We start from the raw sequence: 13,669 nt of genomic DNA, 5'->3' as shown, positions 1-13,669 counted from the left end.
ACGCCGAAATTCCCATGGCGAGAAGGCGTCCTATCGATTTATTTTTTTCGCGTGAAGTCCAGGGTAACGACATTGCCGCCGTTCTCCGCCGGATCGTCGTCATCCCCATCCGCGTCATCGTCCGATATCGGGGTGTCGTCGCTGTTTTCGGCGATTTCCATGTCGCCGCGACCGGGACCTTTTTCGTCGGATGCGGCTTCCGCCGTATGGGCGACGATATGGTCGTCGTCTTCCACTTCCACATGGAATTGCAGGCCGAAATTCACGGACGGGTCGGCGAAGGTGATCAGCGCGGCATAGGGAATGCGCAGATGTTCGTGACGGCGGTTGAAACTGAGTTCGACATCGAACCCTTCGTCATCCGGCTGCAGGCCCCAGAACTGATGCTGGAGCACGATCGTCATTTCTTCCTGATACTGTTCCGCCAGCCGCCGCGGAATCATCACGTCCGGATGGTCGGTGCGAAAGGTAATATAGAAATGGTGGTTGCCGGGAAGGCCGCCCTTGGCCGCACGTTCCAACGCCTTGCGGACAACGGACCGCATGGCCTGTTCCACCATTTCGTTATAGCCGAGTAAGTCCTCGTTCATCGTCATCCCGTCGGATGGGGGTAAATTGCTCGCGCTTCATTCCGCACGCCTTATTTAGGCTGCGCGGAGGGCCAAGCCTAACGGTAATTTCCGACAGGTCAAAGGCGAATCGCGAGAGTGTGACGCGATCCCCGGCCCTCAGCGATTCAGCAGCGGCCAATCCCCCGGGGTGAAGCCGCCTTCGGAAAACCGCCCGGTCCTGTCCCGCGCCATATCCGCTTCCAGTCTCGCGTCCGCGATCCACTGGCGCATCAACGGATGGTCCAGGATCGCATCGGCATAGGCCCGTGCCGTCGGGGAAACCGGTAGGCAGAACGTATCGATTCGCGTTGCGACCGGGGCGAAGAAGGCATCGACCGCCCCGAAAGCGCCGAACAGGAACGGCCCGCCCGATCGTTCCAGGCAGGGCAGCCACAGCTGTTCCAGACGGGCGAGGTCTGCCTTGACCGCGTCGTCCGGCACAAAGTCCGGGAAGCGGTTGGACAGGTTCATGGGGCAGGCCTTGCGCAGGGCGGCAAAGCCGGAATGCATCTGCGCGGCAAGCGAGCGGGCTTCCGCCCGGTCCAACGGGTCCTTCGGCCATAACCCGGCATCGGGGGCCGCTTCCGCGGCATATTCCGCGATCGCCATGCTGTCGGCGATGATCCGCGATCCCAGGCGAACAGTCGGCACACCGCCCCCGCCGCCGGTCGCGGCCAGCAGCCCTTCCTTATAATTCGGGGCGTCCAGCCAGTGCATTTCCTCGTCGAAATCGAGTCCGGAAAGAGCCATGAGAAGCCAGCCGCGCAGGGACCAGCTGGAATAGGTTCTATCGCCGATAACAAGAACGGGATTCATCTATGTCTCCAAGGTAGGACGGGTTAGGGGCAGGGTCGCGGCGCAGTTCATCCCGACCGGGATCGACTGTCAACGCGATAGCGGAAAAGCAAAAGGCCCAGTCCGGAGACTGGGCCTTTTGAAAAACGAAGCCGCCCAAAGGCGGCTCATCGTCCGGTGCGATGGCACCGGAACGCGGGCGTTAAGCGGCGATGGACGGTTCGTTCCACGCGCTGGTCTGCTTGCAATTGGAGCAGACGCGCTCACCCGGCCAGGAGCTTTTGAATTCAGACCGGCACATCAGACACTTACGCGTCTTCGCTTCGTACTTCCGGTCCGACTCCGGCTTTTTATTCTTGCTTGAGTCGCTCATTTCTTCATCCGTATGATTGTTGGAAAAACCAAACGTCGGCGGGTTATATAGCCCAGCCATTTTTTAAATACCACTGTCACATTCACAAATCTGACAGAAAAATAACGCATAGCTCGACCCATCAGCCGCGCGTTTAACGCAACGCCTTGGAATCTAAACGGGAATCAAGGGCATTTCGGCAACGCCGGTAGCCCCCTACCGTGACGTCGGAAGAAGCCGTGTGGAGACGCTTGGCGCAAGGGTTGAATTCGGCCAGAGTGCCGCCATGACAGATGCGATCAATAGACTCTCCGTATTTTGGCACCCTGCCGTTCTCGACCACGATACCGGTTCCGGCGTTCTGGAAGCGGCGGCCATGCCCGATCTTGGGATATACGAACCCCATCCGGAATCGGCGGAACGGGTTCGCAATATCAAGACAGTGCTGGAAAACGGGCCGTTATCGTCACGGATCGATTGGCATGACGGACGGCTGGCCGACCGCGCGGAACTGGAACGCTTCCATGCCGCGGATTATCTGGATCGATTGCAGGCGCTGGACGCCACCGGCGCACGGGTGACCGGCACGACGGTCTTCGGCAAGGGCAGTTGGACGCCGGTTCTGGCCGCGGCGGGCACGACCCTGGCGGCGATGGACCATGTTCGCGCGGGCAAGGGGCCTGCCTATTCCCTGGTTCGGCCGCCGGGGCATCATGCGTCGCGAACGACGACCGACGGCTATTGCTTCGTGAACAATATCGGCGTTGCTGTAGAAGCGGCTATTGCCTCCGGGCTGAAGCGCGTCGCCGTCGTCGATTGGGACGTGCATCACGGCAACGGCACACAGACCGGCTTTTACGATCGCGGCGATGTGCTGACGATTTCCCTCCATATGGACCACGGCGCCTGGGAAGGCGACGCCCATCCCGAAACCGGACAGCCGGACGAAGACGGTGTCGGGCTGGGGAAGGGGTATAACGTCAACATTCCGCTGCCGCTCGGCTATGGCGATGCGACCTATCGGATGGCGTTTTCCAATGTCGTGCTGCCGCGCCTGACGGATTATAAGCCGGAATTGATCGTCATCGCCGCCGGGCAGGACGGAAACCAGTTCGATCCGAACGGCCGGATGTGCCTGACCATGGCGGGTTATCACTGGATGGCGTCGCGCCTTCGCGAGGCGGCGCAGGAACTGTGCGGTGGTAAACTGCTGACCGTCCAGGAAGGCGGATACGCCAGAACCTACACCGCCTATTGCACACATGCGGCGCTGTGCGGCCTGATCGGCGCGGAAATCGGAATCGACGATCCGCTGGCCTATTTGCCAGATCGGTAAGGGTTAACCCTGCCGCCAATTAACCCCGGCGGCGATTAACCCCGGCGACGGCGGCGACGACCGCCGCCTTCTCCGCCTTCCGGGGCGCAGGGCGCACCATGGCCGTGCCCATGGGCCGGGCGATCCGTGACACCGGCCAGCGGGCCCAGTTTTTCGACAATGGCTTCCATCGTCGGGGCCTCGCCAGGGACATAGCCTTCCAGGGCATCGTGAATCGCCTTTAGAACGACGCCGGTCGTCCCGCAGCAGCCGCCGATGATGCGCGCCCCGGAATCCCGCGCAAGCCGCGCGTAGTCCGCCATCAGTTCGGGCGTCCCGGTATAGGTGAAGGCACCGTTCTTGAATTCCGGCACACCGCAATTGGCTTTCGCCACGATGATCGCGTCTGGGCTGACGGCGTCTTTCATGCCCAGAATGGACAGGACGTTTTCCGTCGCGCCCAGGCCGCAATTCGCACCGATGGCCGTCGGTGCGACCGGCAGGCTGGTCAGGTGGCGATAGGCATCCGCCGGGGTCACGCCCATCATGGTGCGCCCGACTGTATCGAAGGTCATGGTCGACACGACCGGCTTCCCCGTCGTTGCGGCACCGGCGACCGCCGCCGCGCTTTCTTCGCGCGACGAAATGGTTTCGATCCACAGGATGTCCGCGCCGCCGTCGACCAGACCGCGCGCCTGCTCGGCGAAGGCCGCCTTGCCGTCTTCAAAGGTGACGGGGCCGACCGGTTCGAACAGTTCGCCCGTCGGGCCGATGGATCCGGCGACGACGACGGGGCGTCCGGCCTTGTCCGCGACCTCGCGCGCGATTTCCGCCGCCCGCTTGCACAATTCGTAGGCGCGGTCCTGGGCATTGTGCAGCTTCAGGCGAAAGCTGTTCCCGCCGAAGCTGTTGGTCAGGATGATGTCCGCACCGGCATCGACAAATTCCTGATGCACGCTGGCCACCCGGTCCGGATGGTCGACGTTCCACAGTTCCGGCGCGTCGCCGGACTGAAGACCCCGGGCGAAAAGGTTCGTGCCCATCGCACCGTCGGCGATCAGGTGATCCCGTTCCGCCATCAGCTTCAGGAATAGATTGTCGGTCATGTCACAATGCCTTTTCGTTTTGGGCCGCCGCCTATTTCGAGGCGATGGCCAATGCGCGGTCCAGATCGCGGATCAGGTCCGAAACGGTTTCCAGACCGATGGATAGCCGCAACACTTCCGGTCCGGCGCCCGCGGCGGCTTTCTGATCGTCCGTCAGCTGATTATGCGTGGTGGACGCCGGATGGAGAAGCAGCGATTTCGCATCCCCGATATTTGCCAAATGGCTGAAGAGTTCAACCGATTCCACGACCTTCTTACCGACATCGTAGCCGCCCTTCAAGGCGACGGTGAAAACGGAACCGGCGCCCTTCGGCAAGTATTTCTGCGCCAGACCGTGATATGGGCTGGATGGCAGACCCGCATAATTGACTGTGTCGACCGCCGGATGCCCTTCCAGGAATTCCGCGACCTTCAATGCGTTCTCCACATGTCGTTCCATGCGCAGCGGCAGGGTTTCAATGCCCAGGATCGTCAGGAAGGCGTTCATCGGCTGTTGTGCCGGGCCGATATCGCGCAGACCGATCGCATGCCCATAGAACGTATAGGCCAGATTGCCGAAACTCTCCGTGAAGGTCAGGCCATGATATTCCGGCGCGGGGGTGGCGAGGCTGGGGAATTTCTCCGGCTTGTGGAAGTCGAAACTGTCACAATCGACGATCACACCGCCCAGCGCCTGTCCCTGTCCCGCCAGGAATTTCGTCGTTGAATGGACGACGATATCGGCGCCGAATTCCTTCGGACGGCACAGATAGGGGGAGGCCAGCGTGTTGTCGACGATCAGCGGGATTTCGGCTTCATGGGCGATGGCGGCGACCTTTTCCAAATCGACCACGACGCCACCCGGATTGGCGAGGCATTCGACGAAAATCGCCTTTGTCCGAGGGGTCAGCGCGCAGCGGAAGTTTTCCGGGTCGGACGGATCGACAAAATCGACCTGCCAATCGAATTTCTTGTAGGTGTGGCCCATCTGATTGATCGAGCCGCCGTAAAGCTTGGACGACGCGACGATATGATCGCCCGGCCCCATCAGCGGCAGCAGCGCCAGCATCTGTGCGGCGTGACCCGACGCGGTCGCCGTGCCGCCGACACCGCCTTCCAGGGCCGCCATGCGTTCTTCCAGAACCGACACGGTCGGGTTGGTCAGGCGGGAATAGATGAAGCCCAATTCCTGCAGATTGAACAGGGCGGCGGCATGGTCCGCACTGTTGAAAACGTAGGAGGTATTTTGATAGATCGGGACCTGTCGCGCGCCCGTCGCGCTGTCCGGTGCGGCGCCCGCATGCAGGGCCAGGGTTTCGAAGCCGAATTGATCGTTTGCCATTGAATCCTCCTAATTTCCAGTTTATCGCTGTTATATACATCAAACCCCCGCACGTCGAGGGTAGAATATAGGGTGCCGCATGAATTCGACGCTTCAAGAATCTCTGGCTTTGATGAGATGATGTCCGCGGCGGGATTTATTCCTGACGGTGCAAAAATCGTTATTCGATGTGCCGTTTAAGATAGGCATTGCCGAAATCGATGGGCAGTTCGATCCAAAGCGGGAAGTGATCGGACAACTGATCCCGACGATAATAGGTGCGATAATATTTTCTCTTATCGGACGGGATACTGCCGTCCGCTTTCGTAATCCAGGGTTCGAAATCCGCTTCGAACTGCGCATCGGTGTAGAACGCCTCAAACAGATTCAGAACGCCCATCCGGGACGGTGCGATATCCGCATCCTTCAGATAATAGGCGATCTGATCGTAGAATCGCGCCTTCGCCCCCGCATTCGATTGTTCCAGTTCCTGACGACCCACCGGGATCGTGAATCCATGGTCGATCATTGCCCGGAAGGCCTGGCTGGTCGGATTGAAGAAATTGAAATCGCCGATCAAGAAGACATTGCGCGCCCAGGTGCCGATATCGGTTTCGGCTCGGCGCTTCATGAAGGCGGCCAGCGTATCCGCTTCTCGCACCCGGTCCGGGTCCTCGAATTCCGCCGTCGCCCAGGCAAGATGCACGGTCGCGAGCTGAAATTTGAACCAGCCCGCGCTGAACCCCGCCAAAAAGGGCGACCGGTCGAACTGTATCGCGGGCGTTTCGGTGCCGTCGGCGTTTTCGATGGGCGGCACGACCAATTCGCCCGCAAGGCCGGAAAACTCCACCTTCCGGGAATCGTAGACATAGGCCAGCCGTTCGTCGTTGCCGTCCGTGCCTTCGGTCACATCCGTGACGACATAGCGCCACCAGGGGCCCATCAGGGACAGGACGGCTTCCAGATCGTCCAGCTTTCGCTTCACCTCCTGCACGGCGATGATGTCGAAACTGGACAGGATCTCGGCTATGTACCAAAGCGCTTCCTGCGTCCGCCCGACACCGCCCAGATGCTTGATGTTCCAACTGGCCATCAACAGTGAATGCTCCAGGGTTTTGCGCGGCAACCCCTTCACGGCGGCATATTCCTTGAAGCGCAGGATCGATTTGGCGACGCGCGACGTCGGAAAATCCGGCCCGACGGCGGAAAAATCGTAGCGAAAGGTCATATCTGCATCCCCCCGTTGCCAACCATTCCGAGAATACCACGGAAATATGAGCAACGGGCGATGGAAAGCGTCAGGCGCTATCCGCCAATGTCCACACGCCCGCATTGCGCAGGTCGGTGTCTTCCATCAACCCCGTGGTTTCGGACGCGTAGCGCGCGATGCGCTCCAGTCCCAGATTGGGCAGGTAGAATCGATCCGGATCACCGATCAGGATCGTCCGGCCCATGGCTTTCAAGTCGCGCAGCCAGGGCAGGACCAGGTCGGCGATGCCCTTATCGTAAAAGACGTCGCCGACCAGCACGACCTCGAATTCGCGGTCGGTCCGCCCGATGACATCTTCCGTCAGGATATCCAGATGGACGTCGTTCAATTCAGCGTTCAGGCGCATCGCCTCACCCGCAACGGGATCGATATCGTTGCCGAAGACGTCGAAAGCGCCCGCCATGGCGGCGGCGATCCCGACCATGCCCGATCCGGCCCCGAAATCCAGAACCTTGCGGCCGCGCACCGCCGTGGGATTATCCAGAAGATAGCGCCCCAACGCCTGTCCTCCGGCCCAGGCAAAGGCCCAATAGGGCGTGCCGATACCCAGGGCATACAGCTCGTCCTCCCCCATGCGATAGAGCGGCACGTCGTCCTGCGCCAAATGCAACTGCATTTCGGGTAACAGGCGGGGGGATTGAATACGGGTATTGTCGCGGATCAGACCGCTCCAGGAAGAACCAAGCATTATTGAAAACCAACTCCACCGAAAGCGAATGCCAGCGTAATCAGCAATCCGGCATCCCGGTTGCTCTTGAAATGTTTGATCAGTTTCTTCGGGTCGTTCAAATCCAGCGTTTTCAACTGCCAGATAAAATGTGCGCCGGCGGCAGCAAGACCGATCCAGAACAAGGGCCCCGCGCTGCCATGCATCCAGGCGGCGACGGCGATCAGCGACACGGTCAGGAGCAAAAACCCGCCGATGATCGGGCGGGTGCGCTCCCCGAATTTCAACGCCGTCGACTTGATCCCGATCAGGATGTCGTCGTCTTTGTCCATATGGGCGTAGATCGTGTCATACGACATAGTCCAGGAAATCCCGGCGATGTAGAGCAGGATGATTTCCGGTGCGATCCTATCCATCAGCAGCGCGCCGGAAACCAGGACACCCCAATTGAACGCGAGGCCCAGGAAGGCCTGCGGAAAATAGGTAAAGCGCTTCATGAAGGGATAGATCGCGACGACGCCCAGCGAGGCGACGGCGACGAGTCCGGCATAGAGGGTGAACTGACTGAGAACCGCCAGCCCGACCAGCGCCTGCAAGACGATGAAGGCCAGCGCCTGCTTTACCGAAACATCGCCTGCCGGGATCGGGCGGGTCGCCGTGCGGGCGACCTTGCCGTCGAAGTCGCGGTCGGTAATGTCGTTCCAGGTGCACCCGGCGCCGCGCATGGCCAATGCGCCGATCCCCATCAAAGCGCCGTACCAGACGGCTTGCAGCGGCGATGTCTGGGACCCGTGCACCGCCAGCGCCAGCCCCCACCAGCACGGCAGCAGCAACAACCATGTGCCGATCGGCCGGTCCCAGCGGGCCAGCAGGGCATAGGGGCGAATACCGCGCGGCAACCATCGGTCGACCCAGTTGTCCCGGACGATGTCGCTGCGTTCCGCGCGTGTTCCCGCCATCCGGTCCGGGCTGTGTTTTCCGGCCATGGTCGATTGCTTCCTTAAAGTCCAACTGGTTTCTTGCCTTTGGCGACGGCGCCAGAATAGTCTCGGCCATGGCTACCGCAACCCGTCTCTTCATTCCCCAGGATTTGCAGGCCGGACGGCCCGTCGAGGCAGATCCGGACCAGGCACATTACCTGAGCCGCGTCCTGCGTTTGGGTGCGGGCGCGCCGCTTGTCCTGTTCAATGGGCGGGATGGAGAATGGGATGCCGTCGTGACGGAAATCGGCAAGAACCGCGCGACCCTGAGGCCGGAAACCCAACGAAGGGCACAAGTATCGTCACCGGATGTCTGGCTGGCCTTTGCCCCGGTGAAGAAGACGCAGACCGATTTCATCGTTCAGAAGGCGACGGAATTGGGGGTGTCGCGCCTGATCCCGATCCTGACGGACCGTACACAGTCGGAACGGGTCCGCACGGACCGCTTGACCGCCACGGCGGTGGAGGCGGCGGAACAGTGCGAACGTCTGGATGTGCCGGTGGTGGTTGAACCGATCCGTTTGGATCGTCTGATCGACACTTGGCCGACGGACCGGATGCTCTATCTCTGTGCCGAAGCTGGGGACGCCCAACCGCTTGCAAGTGCCGCAAAACCTGGACCAGCGGCATTTGTGACCGGACCGGAAGGCGGTTTTTCCCAACAGGAACTTGACTTGATGCGGCGGTCTCCCTTAGTCCAGCCCATCAGTTTGGGTCCGCGAATCCTGCGGGCTGAAACCGCCGCTATGGCCGCTTTGGCTGTCTGGCAGGCCGTGTCGGGTGATTGGGGGGGGCGACCTCCACCGCGGGGGTGACGCCGCGGTTCTGGGCGGCGTGCCGGTTTAGGATTGTAACGGGCCCTCGGGCCGAAGAGGAAAGAAGGCCCACACATGTCTTCACCGGCCGCGACGGACGATACCCGCGTCGATTCCAAGAGCCAGTTGATCGAATACATCGCTTCGGGCGAAAAGCCCGCAAAGGACTGGCGTATCGGTACGGAACACGAAAAGTTCCTGTTCGACGCGCGCAGCCTGCGCCCATTGCCCTATGACGGGGTGCCGGGCGTCAAGGCGTTGCTGGAACGGCTGGCCGGTCCGGAATGGCAACCGGTTTACGAGTCCGGCAATATCATCGCGCTGAAAGGCAGCGACGGCGGGTCGGTCACGCTGGAACCGGGCGGACAATTGGAATTGTCCGGCGCGCCCCTCGAAAACATCCATCAGACCTGTAGCGAGGTGCATCGCCATCTGCGTCAGGTCGTCGATGCGTGCGAGGCGATCGGCGCCGGTACTGCCGGCCTGGGATTCAATCCGATCTGGAAACGCGACGACGTGCCGTGGATGCCCAAGGGCCGCTACAAGATCATGCGCGAATACATGCCGAAAAAGGGCAATCTGGGCATCGACATGATGAAGCGTACCTGTACGGTGCAGGTGAACCTGGATTATTCGTCCGAAGCCGACATGATCCAGAAGATGCGCATCTCCTTGGCGCTGCAGCCGGTTGCCACCGCGCTGTTCGCCAATTCCCCGTTCAAGGAAGGCAAGCCGAACGGGTATCTGAGCTATCGCAGCCATATCTGGACCGACACCGACCCCGATCGGTGCGGGATGCTGCCCTTCGTCTTCGACGATAGTTTCGGGTATGAGCGCTGGGTCGACTATATCCTCGATGTGCCGATGTACTTCGTCTACCGCGACGGCGTTTATCACGATGTGTCGGGCAAGAGCTTCCGCGACTATATGGACGGCAAGCTGGAAGGTTTTGAAGGCCAGTTGCCGACGATGACCGACTGGTCTGACCATATGACGACGGCTTTCCCGGAGGTACGCCTTAAGAAGTTCATCGAAATGCGCGGTGCGGACGGTGGACCGTGGGGCAACCTGTGCGCCTTGCCCGCGCTGTGGGTCGGTCTGCTGTACGACGATCAGGCCCGCGCCGAAGCCGCCGACCTGATCGCGGATTGGAGCGTCGAAGAAATTTCAGCCATGCGGGATGCCGTGCCGACGCTGGCTCTCAAGGCGCCGTTCCGTGATGGGACCGTTTTGGATATCGCCCGGAAGGTTATGGAAATCTGCCACGGCGGCATGAAACGCCGGGCGCGCCTGAACCCGACGTCGGGCCTGGACGAAACCATGTATCTGAAGCCACTGGACGAGGTCGTATCCACGGGCCGGACGATCGCGGAAAACCTGCTGGAAGCCTATGAAACCCGATGGAACGGCGAAATCGACCCGGTCTATGCGGAGTGCCGTTACTGACCCATGCCGAAGCGGTGCAGGGATCGGTTTCGGCGACTCGAATGGGTGTCAGGGTCGGTTCGGACGTGTGAACGCTTGACGGTCGTGTCCATGCGTCGGTCTGATGCTTGCGTTCCGGCGCTCACGCATTTGTCATGCAAGACCGGTGGTCTTTCGGGCTGCGCGGGATAATGTTCGTCTCGTCAAAATCATTACCGTGCGAACAACACCATGGGCCGCAGCAAGAATGTAGGAGCAACCCCGACACGGTGGCGGGGACGGCTGATTCCGGTCGGGTTGGTGATGATCTTGATCGCGGCCTTCTTCATTTTCGACGCGGGTCGTTTTTTGAGTTACGAGGCGCTTTGTCGGAATCACGAGGCGTTGGAGTCTTTCACTCGGCAGAATTTCATCCAGGCCGCAGCGATTTATATTCTGATCTATATCGCGGTCGTTGCGGCGTCCGTTCCCGGTGCGACGGTATTGACCGTCGGGGCCGGGTTCCTGTTCGGCAGCCTCGTCGCAACCGGGCTGACATTGATCGGGGCGACGATCGGGGCGACGCTGATCTTCCTGATCGCGCGCACCGCGCTCGGCGATATCCTGCGGCGGCGCGGCGGCGGACGGGTCGATGCCCTGCTATCCGGATTTCGCGAAAACGCGTTTAGCTACCTTCTGTTCCTGCGGCTGGTACCGCTGTTCCCGTTCTTCGTGGTCAATATCGCCCCAGCCTTTGCGGGCGTCCCGCTTCGGGTTTATGTGGTGACGACGCTGTTGGGCATATTACCGGGGACGTTTGTCTATGCGCAGGTCGGCACCGGGCTGGGCAGCGTGTTCGGGGATTGCGGCGATTTCGACCTGGGCGACGTGTTGACGCCGGAAATCCTGATCGCCCTTGTCGGCCTGGGGATCTTGTCCATGATCCCTGTGGCTGTGAAGCATATTCGACGGCGGCGACCGCCCGCGGGTGACGCCCGGTAACAGATTTTGATCGATAGTCCGCTGTCGGTTATTCAGCTACGGCGGTCGCCGTCGTGCCGTCCGTCTGGATTTCCTGTTCCAGGGTGAACAGATTCCCGGCATCGTCCCGCAGCCAGTATTGCAGCGTGATCCGGTCCTGGCTGAGCGGCGTTGCGACATGGTGGCCGTGCTGCGTCAAACTGCCGCCCGCATCCACCCGATATCGGACACAGGCGTCGGCGCAGACTTCCGCATCCTCCACGCAGACCTTGCCGCGATAGATGTAAAAGCCGACCCCACCGGAATCCTTGAAGCGCCGGTCATGGCTGTAGCGGTGCCGGTCTTCCTCGAAGGAATAGGTGAAATTGCTGACCGTCAGCGACGGAATCGCGGACCCAGTCTTTGCAGACGGTTCCGGCAGATCGATCAGGCAAGCCGTGGAAATGCCGCCCGCCTGAACGTCGACGGTCGTGTCCTTGTTCTGCGCGTCGTCGTCACAGCCCACAAGAACCGCCATTGAGAGGAGGACCGGTAGCAATCGTGTTTTCATGATATCTTCCCGGACCTCTCAATAATTTAATCAAAAAATCAGGCGGCCGTCCCTCCGACGGTCAGGCCATCCAGCCGCAATGTCGGCTGGCCGACGCCGACCGGAACCCCTTGGCCTTCCTTGCCGCAGGTCCCGATACCGTCATCCAATTTCAGATCGTTGCCGATCATGGACACTTTAGTCAATGCATCGGCGCCGTTTCCGATCAGCGTTGCGCCTTTCAGTGGTGCGCCCAGCTTGCCATTCTCGATACGGTAGGCCTCCGTGCAAGAAAACACGAATTTGCCGTTGGTGATGTCGACCTGGCCGCCGCCGAAATTGACGGCGTAAACGCCCTTATCGACCGACGCCAGGATTTCGCCCGGATCGCGGTCGCCAGCCAGCATATAGGTGTTGGTCATGCGCACCATCGGGCAGTGGGCATAGGATTGGCGGCGGCCGTTGCCGGTCGACTGAACGCCCATCAGGCGGGCATTCATGCGATCCTGCATATAGCCTTTCAGGATACCGTCCTCGATCAGCATGGTTTCGCTGGTCGGGGTGCCTTCGTCATCGACGGTCAGCGACCCGCGGCGATCTTTCAAGGTGCCATTGTCGACGACGGTGACGCCCGGCGCGGCGACCCGCTCGCCGATCAGACCGGCGAAGGCGGACGTGCCCTTGCGGTTGAAGTCGCCTTCCAGACCGTGACCGACCGCTTCATGCAGCAGAACGCCGGGCCAGCCCGGACCCAGGACGACGGTCATCTCTCCGGCGGGGGCGGGTTCCGCCGCCAGATTGACCAAGGCTTGCCGCAGGGCTTCGTCGACTTGGGCTTTCCACTGGTCCGGCGTGACGAAACCCGCGAAATCCAGGCGCCCGCCGCATCCCTGGCTACCGGTTTCCATGCGGCCGTTTTCTTCCACCGCGACGCTGATATTGACGCGGACAAGGGGGCGGATATCCGCCGCGCGCTCGCCGTCCGGGCGGATGATCTGGATCGCGGACCACTCCGCCGCCAGCGACGCGAAAACCTGCTTCACGCGCGGGTCTTTCGCCCGGGCATAGGCGTCGATTTCGGACAGGATGCCGACTTTCGCGTCAAAGCCCAGCGTTTCCAGCGGGTTCACGTCGGAATACAGCGCCATGTTCGTGCGCGGCGGCGGCCCTGCCAAGGTGCCCGAATGACCGGAATGCACGGCACGGACGGCCTCGCCGGCGCGTTTGATCGCTTCCTCGCTCAATTCGCCTGAATGGGCATAGCCGGAAACCTCGCCGATCACGGACCGCAAGCCGAAACCCTGCGACGTGTCGAAACTGGCGCTTTTGATCTTGCCGTCTTCCAGGAACAGGTTCTCGCTTTGAACGTATTCCATATAGATTTCGCCGTCTTCCGCGCCGTGCAGGCTGTCGGCGACCAGGGATTCGACGCGGGACCGGTCCAGTCCGGTATTGTCGAAGAAAAGCGCGTCGGTGGTCGCGATATCGCTCATTTTACGGTTCCTTTCGGCCAGAGACTTTCGGACGGCCTGTCATGATGGGAC

At 61.0% G+C, this 13,669-nt stretch carries 14 protein-coding genes; 4 read left to right on the top strand and 10 right to left on the bottom strand.

Features of this window, described 5'->3' with window-relative positions; genetic code table 11:
- Positions 1 to 38: 38 nt before the first annotated feature.
- The 3 genes from HH303_RS04580 to HH303_RS04570 all read right to left on the bottom strand — a co-directional run bounded on the left by HH303_RS04580 (position 39) and on the right by HH303_RS04570 (position 1,779).
- Positions 39 to 590, bottom strand: coding sequence for an SspB family protein (locus HH303_RS04580; RefSeq protein WP_169623994.1), 552 nt, complete (start codon positions 588 to 590; stop codon positions 39 to 41).
- A gap of 138 nt (positions 591 to 728) precedes the next feature.
- The gene (locus HH303_RS04575) at positions 729 to 1,427 is read right to left on the bottom strand and encodes a glutathione S-transferase (RefSeq protein WP_169623993.1); all 699 of its coding nucleotides are present in this window, start codon (positions 1,425 to 1,427) and stop codon (positions 729 to 731) included.
- A gap of 181 nt (positions 1,428 to 1,608) precedes the next feature.
- Positions 1,609 to 1,779: a hypothetical protein gene (locus tag HH303_RS04570; RefSeq protein ID WP_169623992.1), complete on the bottom strand. Its 171-nt coding sequence runs from the start codon at positions 1,777 to 1,779 to the stop codon at positions 1,609 to 1,611.
- Positions 1,780 to 2,044: 265 nt separating this feature from the next.
- On the opposite strand from HH303_RS04570, the gene HH303_RS04565 reads away from it, so the two are divergent.
- Positions 2,045 to 3,094 carry an arginase family protein gene (locus tag HH303_RS04565; protein ID WP_169623991.1) on the top strand — a complete coding sequence of 350 codons (1,050 nt, stop codon included), beginning with the start codon at positions 2,045 to 2,047 and terminating at the stop codon, positions 3,092 to 3,094.
- Positions 3,095 to 3,129: 35 nt separating this feature from the next.
- Here the strand turns inward: HH303_RS04565 and bmt are convergent, their stop codons facing one another.
- The 5 genes from bmt to ubiA form a co-directional block, all read right to left on the bottom strand.
- Entirely contained in the window at positions 3,130 to 4,179 is a 1,050-nt protein-coding gene (bmt, locus tag HH303_RS04560; protein ID WP_169623990.1) for a betaine--homocysteine S-methyltransferase, read from the bottom strand.
- 31 nt (positions 4,180 to 4,210) lie between these two features.
- Positions 4,211 to 5,500 (bottom strand): O-acetylhomoserine aminocarboxypropyltransferase, encoded by a 1,290-nt coding sequence (locus HH303_RS04555; RefSeq protein WP_169623989.1) that lies wholly within the window; start codon positions 5,498 to 5,500, stop codon positions 4,211 to 4,213.
- A gap of 160 nt (positions 5,501 to 5,660) precedes the next feature.
- Positions 5,661 to 6,707 carry an endonuclease/exonuclease/phosphatase family protein gene (locus HH303_RS04550; RefSeq protein WP_169623988.1) on the bottom strand — a complete coding sequence of 349 codons (1,047 nt, stop codon included), beginning with the start codon at positions 6,705 to 6,707 and terminating at the stop codon, positions 5,661 to 5,663.
- A 70-nt stretch (positions 6,708 to 6,777) separates the two neighbouring features.
- Positions 6,778 to 7,437, bottom strand: coding sequence for a class I SAM-dependent methyltransferase (locus tag HH303_RS04545; protein WP_169623987.1), 660 nt, complete (start codon positions 7,435 to 7,437; stop codon positions 6,778 to 6,780).
- On the bottom strand, positions 7,437 to 8,402 hold the full coding sequence (gene ubiA / locus HH303_RS04540) for a 4-hydroxybenzoate octaprenyltransferase (protein ID WP_227421512.1): 966 nt from the start codon (positions 8,400 to 8,402) through the stop codon (positions 7,437 to 7,439). The genes HH303_RS04545 and ubiA overlap by 1 nt, the downstream gene beginning before the upstream one ends.
- A 68-nt stretch (positions 8,403 to 8,470) precedes the next feature.
- Between ubiA and HH303_RS04535 the strand changes: the two genes are divergently transcribed.
- The 3 genes from HH303_RS04535 (at position 8,471) to HH303_RS04525 (ending at position 11,617) form a co-directional block, all read left to right on the top strand.
- A complete protein-coding gene (locus HH303_RS04535) occupies positions 8,471 to 9,211 on the top strand; it encodes a 16S rRNA (uracil(1498)-N(3))-methyltransferase (RefSeq protein WP_169623986.1) in 741 nt (246 codons plus the stop codon).
- 75 nt (positions 9,212 to 9,286) lie between these two features.
- Complete coding sequence (locus HH303_RS04530; RefSeq protein WP_169623985.1) at positions 9,287 to 10,657, top strand: glutamate--cysteine ligase; 1,371 nt, start codon at positions 9,287 to 9,289, stop codon at positions 10,655 to 10,657.
- 282 nt (positions 10,658 to 10,939) lie between these two features.
- Complete coding sequence (locus tag HH303_RS04525; protein ID WP_227421511.1) at positions 10,940 to 11,617, top strand: TVP38/TMEM64 family protein; 678 nt, start codon at positions 10,940 to 10,942, stop codon at positions 11,615 to 11,617.
- Positions 11,618 to 11,645: 28 nt separating this feature from the next.
- Here the strand turns inward: HH303_RS04525 and HH303_RS04520 are convergent, their stop codons facing one another.
- Positions 11,646 to 12,146 (bottom strand): hypothetical protein, encoded by a 501-nt coding sequence (locus tag HH303_RS04520; RefSeq protein WP_169623983.1) that lies wholly within the window; start codon positions 12,144 to 12,146, stop codon positions 11,646 to 11,648.
- 38 nt (positions 12,147 to 12,184) lie between these two features.
- A complete protein-coding gene (tldD, locus tag HH303_RS04515) occupies positions 12,185 to 13,618 on the bottom strand; it encodes a metalloprotease TldD (protein ID WP_169623982.1) in 1,434 nt (477 codons plus the stop codon).
- Positions 13,619 to 13,669: the final 51 nt, after the last annotated feature.

Source organism: Pacificispira spongiicola (assembly GCF_012926505.1).
GTDB lineage: Bacteria > Pseudomonadota > Alphaproteobacteria > UBA8366 > Aestuariispiraceae > Pacificispira > Pacificispira spongiicola.
Note: the sequence above shows the minus strand (reverse complement) of the source record. Positions and strands in the feature narration are given on the sequence as shown.

What these genes read in the sequence shown, in the direction of transcription:
- HH303_RS04580 (WP_169623994.1), bottom strand. Translation starts at nt 590, where the DNA reads ATGAACGAGGACTTACTCGGCTATAACGAAATGGTGGAACAGGCCATG.
- HH303_RS04575 (WP_169623993.1), bottom strand. Translation starts at nt 1,427, where the DNA reads ATGAATCCCGTTCTTGTTATCGGCGATAGAACCTATTCCAGCTGGTCC.
- HH303_RS04570 (WP_169623992.1), bottom strand. Translation starts at nt 1,779, where the DNA reads ATGAGCGACTCAAGCAAGAATAAAAAGCCGGAGTCGGACCGGAAGTAC.
- HH303_RS04565 (WP_169623991.1), top strand. Translation starts at nt 2,045, where the DNA reads ATGACAGATGCGATCAATAGACTCTCCGTATTTTGGCACCCTGCCGTT.
- bmt (WP_169623990.1), bottom strand. Translation starts at nt 4,179, where the DNA reads ATGACCGACAATCTATTCCTGAAGCTGATGGCGGAACGGGATCACCTG.
- HH303_RS04555 (WP_169623989.1), bottom strand. Translation starts at nt 5,500, where the DNA reads ATGGCAAACGATCAATTCGGCTTCGAAACCCTGGCCCTGCATGCGGGC.
- HH303_RS04550 (WP_169623988.1), bottom strand. Translation starts at nt 6,707, where the DNA reads ATGACCTTTCGCTACGATTTTTCCGCCGTCGGGCCGGATTTTCCGACG.
- HH303_RS04545 (WP_169623987.1), bottom strand. Translation starts at nt 7,437, where the DNA reads ATGCTTGGTTCTTCCTGGAGCGGTCTGATCCGCGACAATACCCGTATT.
- ubiA (WP_227421512.1), bottom strand. Translation starts at nt 8,402, where the DNA reads ATGGCCGGAAAACACAGCCCGGACCGGATGGCGGGAACACGCGCGGAA.
- HH303_RS04535 (WP_169623986.1), top strand. Translation starts at nt 8,471, where the DNA reads ATGGCTACCGCAACCCGTCTCTTCATTCCCCAGGATTTGCAGGCCGGA.
- HH303_RS04530 (WP_169623985.1), top strand. Translation starts at nt 9,287, where the DNA reads ATGTCTTCACCGGCCGCGACGGACGATACCCGCGTCGATTCCAAGAGC.
- HH303_RS04525 (WP_227421511.1), top strand. Translation starts at nt 10,940, where the DNA reads ATGATCTTGATCGCGGCCTTCTTCATTTTCGACGCGGGTCGTTTTTTG.
- HH303_RS04520 (WP_169623983.1), bottom strand. Translation starts at nt 12,146, where the DNA reads ATGAAAACACGATTGCTACCGGTCCTCCTCTCAATGGCGGTTCTTGTG.
- tldD (WP_169623982.1), bottom strand. Translation starts at nt 13,618, where the DNA reads ATGAGCGATATCGCGACCACCGACGCGCTTTTCTTCGACAATACCGGA.